Source organism: Pseudahrensia aquimaris (assembly GCF_042676045.1).
Lineage (GTDB): Bacteria > Pseudomonadota > Alphaproteobacteria > Rhizobiales > Rhizobiaceae > Pseudahrensia > Pseudahrensia aquimaris.
The window spans coordinates 411,559-426,046 of record NZ_JBHTJV010000009.1 but is presented as its reverse complement, the minus strand read 5'-3'; the positions used below and the strand labels follow the sequence as shown (position 1 = coordinate 426,046).

The 14,488-nt window shown below is 54.4% G+C and carries 14 protein-coding genes; 5 read left to right on the top strand and 9 right to left on the bottom strand.

Annotated features, from left to right (window positions below; genetic code table 11):
• Positions 1 to 8: 8 nt before the first annotated feature.
• The 5 genes from ACFQ14_RS10805 to rpmH all read right to left on the bottom strand — a co-directional run bounded on the left by ACFQ14_RS10805 (position 9) and on the right by rpmH (position 6,771).
• Complete coding sequence (locus ACFQ14_RS10805) at positions 9 to 2,432, bottom strand: sensor histidine kinase (protein WP_377212741.1); 2,424 nt, start codon at positions 2,430 to 2,432, stop codon at positions 9 to 11.
• A gap of 355 nt (positions 2,433 to 2,787) precedes the next feature.
• Positions 2,788 to 4,179, bottom strand: coding sequence for an adenosylhomocysteinase (ahcY, locus tag ACFQ14_RS10800; protein WP_377212740.1), 1,392 nt, complete (start codon positions 4,177 to 4,179; stop codon positions 2,788 to 2,790).
• A 145-nt stretch (positions 4,180 to 4,324) separates the two neighbouring features.
• Entirely contained in the window at positions 4,325 to 6,136 is a 1,812-nt protein-coding gene (gene yidC, locus ACFQ14_RS10795; RefSeq protein ID WP_377212739.1) for a membrane protein insertase YidC, read from the bottom strand.
• Positions 6,137 to 6,226: 90 nt separating this feature from the next.
• A complete protein-coding gene (gene rnpA, locus ACFQ14_RS10790) occupies positions 6,227 to 6,625 on the bottom strand; it encodes a ribonuclease P protein component (protein WP_377212738.1) in 399 nt (132 codons plus the stop codon).
• Positions 6,626 to 6,636: 11 nt separating this feature from the next.
• The gene (gene rpmH, locus ACFQ14_RS10785; RefSeq protein ID WP_377212737.1) at positions 6,637 to 6,771 is read right to left on the bottom strand and encodes a 50S ribosomal protein L34; all 135 of its coding nucleotides are present in this window, start codon (positions 6,769 to 6,771) and stop codon (positions 6,637 to 6,639) included.
• Positions 6,772 to 7,173: 402 nt separating this feature from the next.
• Here rpmH and ACFQ14_RS10780 point away from each other — a divergent pair, with 402 nt between their 5' ends.
• Entirely contained in the window at positions 7,174 to 8,598 is a 1,425-nt protein-coding gene (locus ACFQ14_RS10780) for a dihydrolipoyl dehydrogenase family protein (protein WP_377212736.1), read from the top strand.
• Positions 8,599 to 8,923: 325 nt separating this feature from the next.
• The gene (locus tag ACFQ14_RS10775) at positions 8,924 to 10,660 is read left to right on the top strand and encodes a glycosyltransferase (RefSeq protein WP_377212735.1); all 1,737 of its coding nucleotides are present in this window, start codon (positions 8,924 to 8,926) and stop codon (positions 10,658 to 10,660) included.
• 53 nt (positions 10,661 to 10,713) lie between these two features.
• Here the strand turns inward: ACFQ14_RS10775 and ACFQ14_RS10770 are convergent, their stop codons facing one another.
• Both ACFQ14_RS10770 and ACFQ14_RS10765 read right to left on the bottom strand, forming a co-directional pair.
• A complete protein-coding gene (locus ACFQ14_RS10770; protein ID WP_377212734.1) occupies positions 10,714 to 11,553 on the bottom strand; it encodes a hypothetical protein in 840 nt (279 codons plus the stop codon).
• Between the two features lie 39 nt (positions 11,554 to 11,592).
• Entirely contained in the window at positions 11,593 to 11,835 is a 243-nt protein-coding gene (locus ACFQ14_RS10765; protein ID WP_377212733.1) for a DUF6471 domain-containing protein, read from the bottom strand.
• Between the two features lie 105 nt (positions 11,836 to 11,940).
• On the opposite strand from ACFQ14_RS10765, the gene ACFQ14_RS10760 reads away from it, so the two are divergent.
• From ACFQ14_RS10760 to ACFQ14_RS10750, 3 genes are all read left to right on the top strand, one after another.
• Positions 11,941 to 12,903: an IS1595 family transposase gene (locus ACFQ14_RS10760; RefSeq protein WP_377212732.1), complete on the top strand. Its 963-nt coding sequence runs from the start codon at positions 11,941 to 11,943 to the stop codon at positions 12,901 to 12,903.
• 106 nt (positions 12,904 to 13,009) lie between these two features.
• Complete coding sequence (locus ACFQ14_RS10755) at positions 13,010 to 13,285, top strand: hypothetical protein (protein WP_377212731.1); 276 nt, start codon at positions 13,010 to 13,012, stop codon at positions 13,283 to 13,285.
• Entirely contained in the window at positions 13,286 to 13,564 is a 279-nt protein-coding gene (locus ACFQ14_RS10750; protein WP_377212730.1) for a hypothetical protein, read from the top strand.
• A gap of 26 nt (positions 13,565 to 13,590) precedes the next feature.
• Here the strand turns inward: ACFQ14_RS10750 and ACFQ14_RS10745 are convergent, their stop codons facing one another.
• Both ACFQ14_RS10745 and ACFQ14_RS10740 read right to left on the bottom strand, forming a co-directional pair.
• Positions 13,591 to 14,004: a thermonuclease family protein gene (locus tag ACFQ14_RS10745; protein ID WP_377212729.1), complete on the bottom strand. Its 414-nt coding sequence runs from the start codon at positions 14,002 to 14,004 to the stop codon at positions 13,591 to 13,593.
• Positions 13,983 to 14,453 (bottom strand): hypothetical protein, encoded by a 471-nt coding sequence (locus tag ACFQ14_RS10740; RefSeq protein ID WP_377212728.1) that lies wholly within the window; start codon positions 14,451 to 14,453, stop codon positions 13,983 to 13,985. Before ACFQ14_RS10740 ends, ACFQ14_RS10745 begins: the two co-directional genes overlap by 22 nt.
• Positions 14,454 to 14,488: the final 35 nt, after the last annotated feature.

Sequence of the window (14,488 nt, the reverse complement as noted above, 5' to 3'; positions counted from 1 at the left end):
CACAGAAACTACTCCGCCGCTGCTGCGAGTTCTGCTGGTTTTTTGGGAAAGCGGCACACAAAACTTGCGCCTTCGGTTACGCCCTCATCAAGCTGTATCGTTCCACCATGCAGTTCGGCCAACGAGCGGGCGATGGCAAGACCGAGTCCTGCGCCGCGGCTGGCACCAGAATGAGCCTTTGCTTCAAAGCGCTCAAAAATCGCATCGCGTTTGTCTTCTGGAATGCCCGGTCCTGCATCGCTGATACGGATGGTCACGCTTTCAATATCGTCGCTGGCCTCGAGCTTAATCTCGCTGCCCTCCGGCGAAAAACGCACGGCGTTGTTGAGCAGGTTGAACAAAATTTGCTGAATGCGGGTGGAATCACCAACGAAGCTAACCGGTTCCGGCGGCGCACGCATGTGTAAACGCACACCGGTTTCGCGTAGCAGATCGCGGACGCTTGCAACCGCACCGCGCAAAGTTTCGCGCAAATCTATCGTATCCAGTTCTAACTGCATGATGCCGGCATCCACTGTTGCAAGATCGAGCATGTTATCAACCAGCGAATGGAGCACCGACGATGATGATGCAACGTGGCCGACATATTCTTTTTGCTTATCGTTCAGTGGTCCATGAATTTCTTCTGCAAGCATATCGGTAAAGCCGATGATATTGGTGAGCGGCGCACGAAATTCGTAGGAGACGTGCTCGATGAAAGCATTCTTCAAACGTTCCGCCGCTGTTAACGCCTCGTTGCGCTCGGTCAGTGCGGTTTCCATGTTTACGCTGGCGGTAACGTCAACAAAGCTGATCATGTTTTGACCGTTGGGAAGAGGCACCATCGCATAGTCGAGCGTGTTGCCAAGCGCGTTCATCATGCGCCCTTCAATTGCTGTGCGGCGGTCGTCAACGCCTGTAACTGCTGTGACAAGCCGTTGCCACGCGCCATCATTCGCGCTGGAGCGGATGCAATGGTGGGCGATCTGAGAAATCAGCGTGCCGGCGGCCACTTCTTCATCCGCAAGGTTCCATAAGTTTTGGAACGATGGATTTGACAGCTTCAAGCGCCCATCGGAGGCAAACACAGCGATGGCTTCTGTTAGGTGATCGAGCGTTTCACCCTGAACCTGAGTCAGCGCAATGTAACGGCTTTCCATCTCCAGTTTCTCAGTGATGTTCTCAAACACCCATGTCACGCCGCCTTGCTCATGGGGGTTGGCGATGACGCGCAAGGTGCGGTTGTCGGGCAGATGCCACCAATGCTCTTGCGGTTGCGTGTCGGAATAGACCTTCAGCAGACCATTGCGCCATTTCGACCAATCCGGCTGTTCGGCCAACATGCCTTCGGCGCGCAGGGTATCAAACAAAGTGGCATTGTCCGGTTCGCCGCTCAGTTGGCGGTCGTCGAGCTTCCACAGGTCTTGGAATGCTTGGTTGAAGAATGTCAGTCGACGCTGCTCGTCAAAAATTGCAACGGCGGTCGCCAATTGATTCATTGTCTGCGCATGGCCATCTGTGGTGCGGCGCAGGCTGGATTTGATCTGCTCAACCTCGCTCATGTCCACGGCCATGCCTGCAGACCCATTGCCATATGTCACCTCATTTACATCCACCGTGCGACGATCACCCGAAAGGGTGGCAGGCATACGGCCGTTGAAACGGGCAAAGGCGTGAACTTTATCTTGCTTGCGCTGGCTTGCGATCTCTTCGCGCTGCGCAGCATCGAGAAGTTCAATAGAGTGCTCGCAGACTGTATCAAGGCTTTCTGCATCAACCGCTTGCAAATACGCTCGGTTGGCCCAAGAAATCGTCTCACCGTCCTCGCGCAGCCAAACCGGCATTGGTACAGATTCCAGCAGGGCGCGCATCAAGTCTGTGGTTTGCAACATGCGCGTATGTTGCGCCTCAAGGCTCGCCAAAGCGGCACGGTCGCCGGAAAGGGCGATGAAACGGACAAAGGCGTGCGAGCCGGAAGCACGGCCTTGCACTTCCAGAATACCACCATCACGAGAATCGACCGTCAGATCGAAGCCCTCAGCACGTTCGCGCAACCGCGCAACAGCCTGCATGAACGAGGTAACAGAGGCCGGGTTCATCCAGCTTTCAAAGTCGATGAAGCTAGCGATATCGCGGGGTGTGCCTGCCATTTCAGGCAATGTCCCGCGAGAGACCGGTTGTTCGTCCCAATTGCTCCAGATGATCACGCGTTGGTCTGGCACATCAAGAAGCGCTTGGGCGCGCTCGTGGCGCGATTTTAAGTCGGCCAGCTCAAGGCCGAGTGCCGATTGTTCTTTTTCCAGACGGCGGCGCTCGCGGATCAGCCAAGTGGCCGCCATCATTGCAAAGGAAAATGCGCCGCACACGATGGCAAATGTGATCACGCCACCGGGATCAGCCAGTTTTGGAAACGCTGTGTAGATGGAGAACGGCTCTTGAGGGGCCTGCGCCAAGGAGCTCGTAGTCCAAAGCGACAAGACCGCTGCAGCGGCTAAACTGCGCTTGGGTCGTTTGAAATTTGGACTATCGGTCGCCATTGGTGCCCTTCACCATGTGGCCCGACACATCACTCCCCTGGACCCGTATATCGCTGTATCTTCGAATATGCCGCCTGCTTCCCCAAACAAACGGAAACCGTTGCCGATTCGCGCCCAACTTACCCCAGACAGGAATCCGGCGCGAGGTAAAAGGCACAATCAATTGCACTGTTTACTTTGGGTAAAGAGAGGTTAACGCGCGGTTAACGACATGCGCATCAATGCGCTTTCTCACCCCGACATTCCGCCGGGGTGAGAAAATGGCTGTAGCTTAGTAGCGATAGTGCTCTGGCTTGTAGGGGCCTTCGACAGTGACGCCAATATAATCAGCCTGTTCGGGCGCCAATTCGGTCAGTTTCACGCCGATTTTTTCCAAATGCAGGCGGGCGACTTTCTCATCCAAATGCTTGGGCAGGATGTAGACCTTGTTTTCGTACTCGTCGCCTTTGGTCCAAAGCTCGATTTGAGCGAGCACCTGGTTGGTAAACGATGCCGACATCACAAAAGACGGGTGGCCGGTCGCATTGCCGAGGTTCAGCAGGCGGCCTTGGCTGAGCAGGATCATGCGATTGCCGGATGGCATTTCGTACATGTCTACTTGGTCTTTGATGTTGGTCATTTTCAGGTTGCGCAGATTGGCGACCTGAATTTCGTTGTCGAAATGGCCGATATTGCCGACGATCGCCATATCTTTCATCTCGCGCATGTGTTCGATGCGAATGATGTCTTTGTTGCCTGTCGTTGTGATGAAGATGTCGGCGTCTTTGACGCAATCTTCCAGCGTTGTAACTTCAAAACCATCCATCGCTGCCTGAAGCGCGCAGATCGGGTCGATTTCTGTCACTTTCACGCGAGCACCGGCGCCGCGAAGCGAGGCTGCCGAGCCTTTGCCCACATCGCCATAGCCGCAGACAACTGCGGTCTTACCGGCCATCATGGTGTCGGTCGCGCGGCGGATGCCGTCAACCAGCGATTCCTTACAGCCATATTTGTTGTCGAATTTCGACTTTGTGACGGAGTCATTAACGTTGATCGCGGGGAAGGGCAGCTCGCCCTTTTCGACCAGTTCATACAGACGGTGAACGCCTGTTGTGGTCTCTTCAGAGACACCAACAATCTGGTCGCGTGTCTTGGTAAACCAGCCGGGCGAGGCTTCCATGCGCTTCTTGATCTGTGCCTTGATGGCTTCTTCTTCTTCCGACTGCGGCACGGGGATGATTTCTTCACCGGCCTCTGCGCGGGCGCCGAGCAGAACGTAAAGCGTTGCATCGCCGCCATCGTCGAGGATCAGATTCGGGCCCTCGTCGAACAGGAAGGATTTATCGAGATAGTCCCAATGCTCTTCCAGTGTCTGACCTTTGATTGCAAAAACAGGAACGCCAGCGGCGGCAATCGCAGCGGCTGCGTGGTCTTGCGTTGAATAGATGTTGCACGATGCCCAGCGAACGTCTGCACCCAGTTCCGTCAGCGTTTCGATGAGAACGGCTGTCTGGATGGTCATGTGGAGCGAACCAACAATGCGAGCGCCTTTGAGCGGCTTCTCAGCGCCGAATTCTTCGCGCAAAGCCATCAGGCCCGGCATTTCGGTTTCAGCGATGTCGAGTTCTTTGCGGCCATATTCGGCCAGCGCAATGTCTTTTACGATGTAATCGTTTTCGGCCATTTGGGCCTCCTTGAAACTGGGAAGGGAGAGCCGCGCACACAAACAGCGACCGTTGCCGCCCCTTTAGCAGGGCTTGCCACGGGGCGCAAGGACATAAAGATTGGTTTATGTGAGATGATAGCAGGCGTGCCGAAGCTTACTGCTTCTAGCTCGCCTCCTTCTTCTTACCAGCGAACATTCCCTTGAGATTGTCCCACAATTCGATCTTGGCGCCTTGGCGCTTCATGATCGTGCCTTGCTGGAGAATCGACAGGAAGTTGTTCCACGCCCAATAGATCACCAAACCTGCCGGGAACGTTGCCAGCATGAAGGTGAACAGAACGGGCATCCATTTGAAGATCATTTGCTGTGTGGGGTCCGGTGGGGCGGGGTTCATCTGCATCTGGATGAACATTGTGATGCCCATGAGCAACGGCCACACGCCAATCATCAGGAACAACGGCACGTCGAACGGCAAAAGACCGAAGAGATTGAAAATCGACGTTGGGTCCGGCGCGGAGAGATCGTTGATCCAGCCGAAAAATGGCGCATGGCGCATATCGATGGTGACGTAGATCACCTTATAGAGCGCGAAGAAGACGGGAATCTGAATGAGAACCGGCCAGCAACCGGCGGCTGGATTGATCTTCTCTTTCTTATAAATCTCCATCATCGCTTTCTGCTGCGCGGCTTTGTCGTCGCCGTATTGCTCGCGAATGGCGGTGAGTTGCGGCTGCACTTTCTTCATGTTTGCCATGGACGCGTAGGACTTGTTAGCCAGCGGGAAGAAGGCAATCTTGATCAAGACGGTGACAATCAAAATGGCGACGCCGAAATTGCCAACGATGCCGTAAATCCAGTGCATCACCTGAAAGAGCGGTTTAGTGAGCCAGTAGAACCAGCCCCAGTCAATGATCTTGTCGAAAAGCGGCAGGTTCAGTTGTTCGGCATAAGCGTCGATGGTCGAAACCTTTTTGGCACCTGCAAAGAACCGCGCCGTTGTCGTTGCTTCACCGCCAGCGTTAATGGTCAGCGGCGCTCCGATGTATTCCGTTTGATAGAAGGGTCGCTGATCGACAACATAGCGATAGGCGGCTGTGAACGTGCCCTCTGGAATAAGCGATGTCGCCCAATATTTATCAGTAATGCCGAGCCAACCAACCGTTGCGGGCTGGCGCTGAATCAAGCCTTCTTCTTTGACGTCGTCATAGTCGATTTCGTCCAGACCTTCTTCGCCAACCGCGCCAATCATGCCTTCATGGAGGACATAAATGCCCGCAGTTTCAGGCTCGCCGAAACGCGCGATACGGCCATAGGGCTTCAATGCGACAGCAGCGCCCGTGCCGTTGTTGACCTTATCAGTCACGGTAAACATGTAGTCGTTATCGACCGCAATTATTCGGGTGAACGTCAGGCCCTGCTCGTTTGTCGTGGTCAGCGTGACAGGGTTTTGCGGAGTAAGATCGCCGCTGCCCTGTTGCGCCCAAATGGTTTGCGGCCCCGGCAATGCGCCCAGCGCGGGGTCGGGTGAGAATCCAAATTCGGCGAAATAGCCATTGGGGTTGCTGGAGGGAGCCAGCAAGCGGATTTTTTCAGAATCTTCGTCAATCGTTACGCGGTATTCCATCAACCGCAAATCATCGATGCGGCCACCACGCAGATTGATCGAACCTTCGAGCTTATCGCTTTTCAGCGCTAGGCGGGGAACATCTGCCTGACCAGCCTGTGCTGCGCTGGCACCGGGCACAGCGTTTGCGCCAGAAGAGGCTGGAGGCTGTGCCGCTGGCACACCCGGTGTTGCGCCGTCAGCGGGTGCCACGGGGGTGACTGGCTGGGCTGACTGCGGGTTTTGGGCGGCCAATTGTTCGGCAATAGCCCGCTCACGGTCGATGCGCGGCTGCACAACAAGCGCCTGCCACGTAAAGAGAACGCCGAGCGACAAAACTGCCGCGAGGATGATATTGCGTTGATTGTCCATATGAGAACTCTTCGTCCACCGCTTGCGCACCGGAGCCGCTTCGACACGCATCTTGGTGTCGTCCGGCGGGCTCCCTTGAATTGTGTGCCGTTATTGCCCTTTCACCCGACCTTTTGCAACCAGTCGGGCAGCTCCTTCGCGAACTCCTTTTCGCAGATCGTCCACCAGCTCTTCAAACGGAAAGTCTAACGCTTCAGCGCGAGCGATGATCACGATATCCAGTCCTGCAGCTTCGCCTGCCATTTCAGGCGCTAGTGCGGCAATGGCTGCGCGTAATCGTCGCTTGATGCGGTTTCTAACGACAGCGTTGCCGATGCGTTTGGTGACTGTCAGGCCAAAGCGGATTGGTTCAGTGCTGTCAGGCGAGCGACGAACAACCTGTAGCACGAAGGCGTGGCCATGATAGCGCACGCCAGAGCGAGCCGCGAGGAAATCGCTGCGTTTCTTGATAGTGGAAATAGCAGGAACGGTGGTTCCGGCGCCCGACAAAACGTCGCTGACTATGCGCTCAGCTTTTTGCGGCCGTGGGCGCGGCGCTTCGCGATAACGCGGCGGCCACCGGGTGTCGCCATGCGCGAACGGAAGCCATGGCGGCGTTTGCGGACGAGTCTGCTTGGCTGATAGGTGCGTTTCATGTCTCTTCGCTCCCGTTGCTTGGGAACCCTTCTCTGCACTTTGGCCTTCGCTCATACGGCGACGACAAAACTGAAAACCTGCTGTTCAACTTCTCTTGGCGTAGTGGCAATTAAGGCTGGGTAAATTCCCGAGCAAAATCGCACTCAAAACGGCACAAACCGAAGCGTTGGCGGTCTATAGGCGAGGCAGCGGGAGGGAGTCAATATGAAGAAGCCGCGCAATTGCCCTCAAATGCCCAGACACGTGTCCAGACACGTACCCAGACACGGCTTCACACACTTCCACACAAGTGTGTGAGGCTGGCTTGCTTGTGATAGCGTCCCTGTGGTCTGAAGCTATCTTTAGCAAACGGCAAAACCTGATTTGAATCCGCCTCTCTTTTTGAAAGAATATCCTCCGTCATGGCCAAAACACTTACCCCAGACATTTGCGTTATCGGTGCCGGTTCCGGTGGCCTTTCAGTCGCAGCCGCAGCAAGCGCGTTTGGCGTATCGGTTGTGCTCATTGAAAAGGGCGAGATGGGAGGCGATTGCCTGAACTACGGCTGCATCCCTTCCAAAGCGCTCATCGCGTCGGGCAAACAGGCGCAGACCATCCGCGATGCGAGCAAATTTGGCGTGACGGCTGGCAAGCCGAAGGTGAATTTCAAGAAAGTTCACGACCACGTCCATTCGGTGATCGAGACCATCGCGCCCATGGACAGCCAAGAGCGTTTTGAGGCTTTGGGCGTGACTGTCATTCGCGAAGCAGCGCGCTTTAAAGACAAAAAGACGGTTGTTGCCGGTGATACGGAAATAAAAGCGCGGCGGTTCGTGGTGGCGACAGGTTCATCGCCCTTCGTGCCGCCAATTCCGGGCATCGACAAAGTGCCCCACCATACCAACGAGACGATCTTCACCCGCACGGAAAGTGCCGGACGGCTGATCGTCATCGGTGGCGGACCGATTGGCATGGAAATGGCGCAGGCCCATCAAAGGCTGGGGTGCGACGTCACCGTGATTGAGGGCGACCGGGCGCTTGGCAAGGATGATCCGGAACTCGCAGCGATTGTGCTTGATAAAGTGCGAGAGGAAGGCGTGACAATCTTGGAGAAAACCAAGGTTGTGAAGGTCGAACAGGGCAAAAGCGGCATCGTGGTGCATGTCGAGACAGCCGACGGCACCGACAAGATTGAGGGCGACACGCTGCTGGTTGCAACCGGGCGCAAGGCTAATGTTGCAGGGTTGGATTTGGAAAAAGCGGGCATCGAATACGACCGCTCGATCAAGGTCTCCAACAAGCTGCGCACGACCAATAAGAAGGTCTATGCAATCGGCGACGTAGCGGGGGGGCTGCAATTCACCCACGTAGCCGGCTATCACGCAGGCCTTGTTATCCGCGCCATGCTGTTTCGCCTGCCTGCGAAAAACAAAACCGAGCACATTCCGTGGTCGACCTACACCGTGCCGGAATTGGCAAATGTTGGTCATACTGAGGCCAGTGCACGCAAGGCCCATGGCGAAAAGATCCAGATTTTGCGCTGGCCATTTGCAGAGAACGACCGTGCGCAGGCAGACAAAAAGACGGCTGGCCTTATCAAGATGATTACTGACAAAAAGGGCAAAATCCTCGGCGTTGGCATCGCGGGCGAAAGCGCTGGCGAGATGATGAACATGTGGGCCTTGGCCGTGAGCAAGGGCATGACCGTGAAGGATATTGCAGGCTACGTGTCGCCCTATCCCACCATGACCGAAATCGGCAAACGGGCAGCGACGTCCTATTATACGCCCACCACCCGTAAGCCATTGGTGCGCAGCGTCGTCAATTTTCTGCGCATGTTCGGCTGAATTGGTTCAGAGCCACATTTGCATGCTTATTGCATATAGATGATTTTTAACGCAAAACTCCAACGGGGAACGCCAGTATCTCGTTTTGGAGGCGTTGAAGGTGACGACAGAGGGGCTTCAGCAGCGTTCTACGCTCGTGCTTTCGCTTGCGTCCGAAAACGCTGGGCAAACAGCAACCAGACACTCTTCCTTTGACGCCGCACCACCCGCACCGAAGCCTCTCGATCTGATTCCACCCGAATTGCGGTTTCTGCATCGCTTCGGAATTGGCATGCCACCATTGCGGCAAGCGGTTGAAGACGCGGCATTTCACAGGGTATCGCCTATGCGCGCCTTGATCCGCAGGGGAGCAATCAGTGAAGAGGATTATTATCGCTGTGCGGCGGAAGAGTTGGGGCTTGAATTTGTTCCAACAACGCCGTCCGTTGCAGAACCTTTTCTAACGGCACCACCGATAGAAGCGATGGAACGCATGGCGTTCGCCGTCCCTGTCGGCAACAGTCGCATCCATCACATTGCACCCGACATGGCCAATGCCCAGCGCCTTAAAGACCTTTTGGCCAAAGCACCTGGCTTGCGCAGCCGGCTAAAAGTGACAACCCGCAGCGCCAATCTCGATGCGCTGGAAAAGCGGGCATCATCCGGCCTACTCCACCGCGCCATTGAAGATTTGCGCAACCGCATGCCGGGCTTCAGCGCACGCCAAGTCGTTACCCCTGGGCAAGCCGTGGTGTTGGTGATCGGACTGCAGATTTTGGTGCTCGCTGTGATCTTCGCCTCGGGCGTAGTCACAGCATTGATTCATATCTTTTTCACACTGAGTTTCTTTGCGTGCGGCTCGCTAAGACTGTTTGCAGCGTCGCTAACAAGACCGAAAGACCGCTTACCCCACCCCACTTGGCACAAAACAAACACCTTGCAAGAAGATGAGCGCAACCTTCCCGTCTACAGCGTTCTGGTCGCGCTGTATAAAGAAGCAGGCCAGATTGACGATTTGGTGCGCTCACTGGCCCGGATCGACTGGCCACGGGAAAAACTCGAAATCAAACTGATCTGCGAAGCCGACGACACCGAGACCGTGGATGCGGTCAGGCACGCATTGCGAGGGCCGAACCGCAGTCATATGGCCTTGGTTCAGGTTCCCGTCAGCCTTCCGCGCACCAAGCCTAAAGCGCTGAATTACGCGCTGCCGTTGTGCCGTGGCCGCTGTCTTGTGATCTACGACGCGGAGGACCGCCCGGAACCCAACCAATTGCGGGCGGCTTGGTCGGCGTTTCGCGAGGGCGGAGACGATCTGGTTTGTTTGCAAGCACCGCTGATTATTCACAACCACCGAACATCGTGGTTGCCAAGGTTGTTCGCGATTGAATATTCCGCGCTGTTTGACGGTTTGTTGCCTGCACTTGCCCGTTTGAAACTGCCGCTGCCTTTGGGTGGCACATCCAATCATTTTCGCCGCGCCGCTTTGGAACATGCGGGTGGGTGGGACCCTTACAATGTGACAAAAGACGCGGACCTCGGCATGAGGCTGGCTCGGCTGGGCTATCGCACTGCCACAATCACCCCGCCAACCTATGAAGAAGCGCCAACGGAATGGAAAGTATGGCGCAATCAGCGCACTCGCTGGTTCAAAGGCTGGATGCAGACATGGCTCGTCCACATGCGCCACCCAATCAAGTTGTCGAGGGAATTGGGACTGGGAGGAACGGTGACGTTTCATATTCTGGTCACCGGAATGATCGTGTCAGCGTTGGTACACCCTCTGCTGCTCTATAACGTCGCCAGCGTTGGTTTTCAAATCGTCACCCAAGGCTGGACTGCGGCGACTGCGCGATCGTTCTTCTGGTTTGATTTGATCACCATCATGCTCGGATACACAGCCTTCGCCGCGCTGGCATGGCGGACCTTGCCCATAAGAGGGCTTGGCAAATTGCGAAGAGCGCTGTGGACGGTTCCCGCCTATTGGATGTTGCTGTCAGTGGCCGCCTGGCGTGCCCTGTTTCATTTAATGATCAAACCGCACCACTGCGGCCTTATGTATCAAACTCAAATAGCAGTTTGAACTAAGGCCTCACCAGTGAGGCAAGCGCAATGAGCGCGATTAGAATTTTGGTTTTAGTTGGCGCTATTTTCGCCAGTGCGCCGAATGTCAAATTTAACATTCCTGCGTTGGATCACATAATTCGCAATCAAGTGTTTGATATTGATGGCGTCCAAACCAGAGTAATTTACAGACATCTCGATTCTGAAATGCAGAGTTTCAACAGGAGATGTTCCAACAAGATGGCCTATCATGAGCGTAGCATCCATTACTTCTTGCTCTCCCGCCCCTGGAATGTCCTCCAACACATGAGATGTTCCCTGCATCCAAATTATTCCTTGGCTCGCGACGCGATCGCCATGCAAGTTGGTAACAGTGATATTCCTGCCAACACGAATTGCCGGAGTCGCTCCTCCATTTGTCACGATTATTCGAATCTGAACTGCGTATGGAGAGCCAATAGCGCTATACAAAAATTCAGCGGAGACTTTGCTTACAATCAAATAGGGGCGAAGTTGCTTTTCACCAATATCTCTGGCGGTGGCGATGTCACGCCAAAGCAAAAACACACCGCCGCCAGTAGCAACCGTAGTTACAACGGAAGCAATCAAGAGGTAGAAAGCCCATCTTTCCATGCCTTCTTGAGCATACAAATCGCGGCGTTCGCGAGTGTCTTCCTCGTACTTTTCGTATTGTTGATTGGCACACTCAAGGATAGCCGAGGGCGTTTTCTTACGAAGGCAGAACAGACGCGTCTCGGCCTTATAGTTATCAGCTATGCTCTGTTGAGTGGACTGGCTTTGGCGAGCTGGGAAATATCTTCCAAAATCATAGCCGAAAGCAAAAATTATAGCCGCAGCCAGAAATAAAAATACTAAAGCTGCAATCCCAGTTTGCCAATTACTTTGAGACATTGAGCTACAGACGCCGCGCCAAATTGCTTTGAATGCAGCCTACAGGCGAATCTCACGCTCACCAATAGCGTCGAAACATTCCAGCAAGAACGCCGCTGTAAAGCCGCCTCTGCTGATCTTGTTATTCAGGTTCTTTTCCGTCTCATTCACGCCGATCACTGCCAGCTTTTCCGCTAGCTGCGCATAGGTAATGCCCTTGCGTTTCAACTCACCTTTCAGAAGGTTTTTGGCTTTCAATTCATACTCCTGATTTACAGGGTCCGCTTTGCGTGGGGCTGGCATTTGGCTTGCTCCTAAAATATCCTCATTTATGAGGGTATACACCCTTGACAATGGCTATGCAAGTCAGCATATATGCAGTGTAACACCCGCATATATGAGGATATTATGGCTCAACATTTCAGACTTTCAGCAGCTTCCCGCACCCTTAGCCTGAAAGAGATTTACAAGGGCGGCGAGGAAAAGGCGAAAGCCATGTTCCGCAAGCTGCGTTGGCCTGAGACCGATGGTGAGCCTGTTTGCCCTGTATGCGATCATACGATCTGCAAGCCCGTCAAAAACCGCCCTACGTTCCGTTGCACAGCCTGTAACAAGCAATTCTCGATCACTTCCGGCACGATCTTTGCCAGCCGTAAAATGGATTACACCGATTTGCTGGCAGCTATTGCCATTGTCGTAAACGCTGCCAAGGGCGTGAGCATGGTCCAGCTTTCCCGCGATCTGGACTGCCAATACAAAACGGCTTTCGTTCTCTCCCACAAACTGCGCGAAGCTATGGCGATGGACATTCACACAGGCGTTGAACTGGATGGCGTTGTGGAAATCGACGGAATGTATAACGGCGGCAAAATCCGCCCTGCAAACGAGAAAGCCAAGCGCGTTGACCGCCGCCTCGCCAAACACCAGACAGGCACACGCCGAGTTGTGGTGGCCCTGCGTGAGCGTTTCGGGCGCACATTGCCATTTGTCACCATGAACGAAAGCGAAGGCGTAGCACTCGCAATTGAGAACGTATCGCGCCAAGCCGTTATGGCCGCTGACGAAGCCTCGCATTGGGACGCTCTGCACGATGCATGGGAAGTTGATCGCGTGAACCACAGCGAAGTTTATAGCGATCACGGCAAGCACACGAATATGGTTGAAAGCTTCTTCTCGCGCCTGCGTCGTATGGTGGAAGGCCAGCACCACCACGTTAGCCCGCATTACCTCTATCAGTATGCAAACCAAGCTGCATGGCTTGAAGATCACCGCTTTGAAAGCAACGGCGAATTGGCGGCACGTGCAGTTGGTAACGCAATGAAGTCAGCGGTCAGCCGGAATTGGAAAGGCTATTGGCAGCGTCGAAAATGACGGAATTGTAAGAAACCATTAGCCCATTTGACCTATTGTCAACACGCGTAAAGCCTATATATGCTGGAAGTTCGGACTTAACCCGTCCTTTCAACGGAGTAATGTTATGAGTGCCAACAAAATCCGCGTTATAATTTTTGAAGAGTCAACTCAATGGGTTGCTCAGGGTCTTGAGCACGACATATGCGTCCAAGCTGAAAATTTAGACGATCTTTATGGTCGTTTTGAAGTCGCTGTACGCCTTGAATCTGAGGAGCAAGGTGGCTTGGACCGTATCCCATCTGCCCCAAAGCACTTTCACAACCTTTGGGATAAGAAATCCGGTGGGTTTTTGCCGTCAAACAACGGTGGCGGAAAATATGACTTTGGAATGGCCGCATAAATGTCCGCACCTTTTGGCGGACACCCAAAACTTGGGACTTACCTTGAATGGGCGCGAAATGAACATAACTTTCGCGTCCAAACTGGCTTTGCGCCAGACGGTACGGGCAAAGCCCACACCGTAACGAAGGTCTACAAAGATGGCGGCCCAAGTGCCTTTATAGTCGGTACAGCGCAAGACGAATATCTTGTACCAACAATGGTAAATTATCTTGATCGAAGGCTTGAGATAACGTCGCCGTTCTTCTCAATTGACGATTCAAACTATACACCGTCTTAATTGGCGTAGGTTTACGGTTTTTCGCTTTAACACCACGGATTGCCACGGTTAGGCCACCGCTGCGCCAACCCTTCGCGCATTAAGACCTGCCCTGCGTCCCGCCCGTCTTTCAGGCGCACCCGCACCAGTACCCGCCCATACTTTCCGGTCTTGCCCGTTTTCACTAACCGATAGCCGCCACGCATTAGCTGTATAAGCCGCTTGGTGGCTTCCGTTGACTTCCGGCGCTCTGCTGAACATGCAGCACGTTTGCCGCGCTCTGGCGTGTCTATGCCAGCCATACGCCATTTAACGCCGCGCTCCCAACCAGTGTCACCGTCAACAATGCACGTTACTTGACGGGCTGCACGATTGCCGCCGCTGCATGTGCCGATCTGGGCAGCTTGGGCGGCAATGGGAAGCAAAATGAATGAAGCTGCTAAAGCGGCGCGAAGGACCATGCGAGGTTGCCTTGACGATTCGTGGTTTTGGCAACCCTGCCTTCTCCAGCCATCACCTTCAACACCGCCAGCACGTTGGTCACCCGTGCCTTGTGCTTCCGCGCATAAGACACTTCCACCCCACGTGGTTCCAATACCGCCTTTGCCACTTCTAGCGTTGTCAGCGGCCTATCTGCCTTGCGCAGCACGTCAGCCACAGCGCGGCGCAATTCGCCTCTCCTGAACGTGCTGGTGCGCCGGAAATCACGGCTTTCCTCTGCAATGTTTCCTGTGTAGCCAATCACGTCGATCAACACGCGATCTATGGCTTCTATGTTGGCTTGTGCATTCGGGTCTGTGCCAAGGCGTAGCGCCTGTAACTGGCGACCGCGTAAAGTGAGTAAGCCGTTGGTGCATATCTCATATCTGGTGGACCGCTGGCGGCCTATGTTGTGCTCTGTTCTTGGCATGGTAGAATGATACTGAAAACACAGCGTTTTTGGCA

Bases quoted from the DNA above. Each gene is read 5' to 3' on its own strand.
- ACFQ14_RS10740 (WP_377212728.1), bottom strand. From the start codon at position 14,453: ATGCCAAGAACAGAGCACAACATAGGCCGCCAGCGGTCCACCAGATAT.
- ACFQ14_RS10745 (WP_377212729.1), bottom strand. From the start codon at position 14,004: ATGGTCCTTCGCGCCGCTTTAGCAGCTTCATTCATTTTGCTTCCCATT.
- ACFQ14_RS10760 (WP_377212732.1), top strand. From the start codon at position 11,941: ATGGCTCAACATTTCAGACTTTCAGCAGCTTCCCGCACCCTTAGCCTG.
- ahcY (WP_377212740.1), bottom strand. From the start codon at position 4,179: ATGGCCGAAAACGATTACATCGTAAAAGACATTGCGCTGGCCGAATAT.
- rpmH (WP_377212737.1), bottom strand. From the start codon at position 6,771: ATGAAACGCACCTATCAGCCAAGCAGACTCGTCCGCAAACGCCGCCAT.
- ACFQ14_RS10775 (WP_377212735.1), top strand. From the start codon at position 8,924: ATGCGCGCCTTGATCCGCAGGGGAGCAATCAGTGAAGAGGATTATTAT.
- ACFQ14_RS10770 (WP_377212734.1), bottom strand. From the start codon at position 11,553: ATGTCTCAAAGTAATTGGCAAACTGGGATTGCAGCTTTAGTATTTTTA.
- ACFQ14_RS10780 (WP_377212736.1), top strand. From the start codon at position 7,174: ATGGCCAAAACACTTACCCCAGACATTTGCGTTATCGGTGCCGGTTCC.
- ACFQ14_RS10755 (WP_377212731.1), top strand. From the start codon at position 13,010: ATGAGTGCCAACAAAATCCGCGTTATAATTTTTGAAGAGTCAACTCAA.
- ACFQ14_RS10750 (WP_377212730.1), top strand. From the start codon at position 13,286: ATGTCCGCACCTTTTGGCGGACACCCAAAACTTGGGACTTACCTTGAA.
- ACFQ14_RS10765 (WP_377212733.1), bottom strand. From the start codon at position 11,835: ATGCCAGCCCCACGCAAAGCGGACCCTGTAAATCAGGAGTATGAATTG.
- yidC (WP_377212739.1), bottom strand. From the start codon at position 6,136: ATGGACAATCAACGCAATATCATCCTCGCGGCAGTTTTGTCGCTCGGC.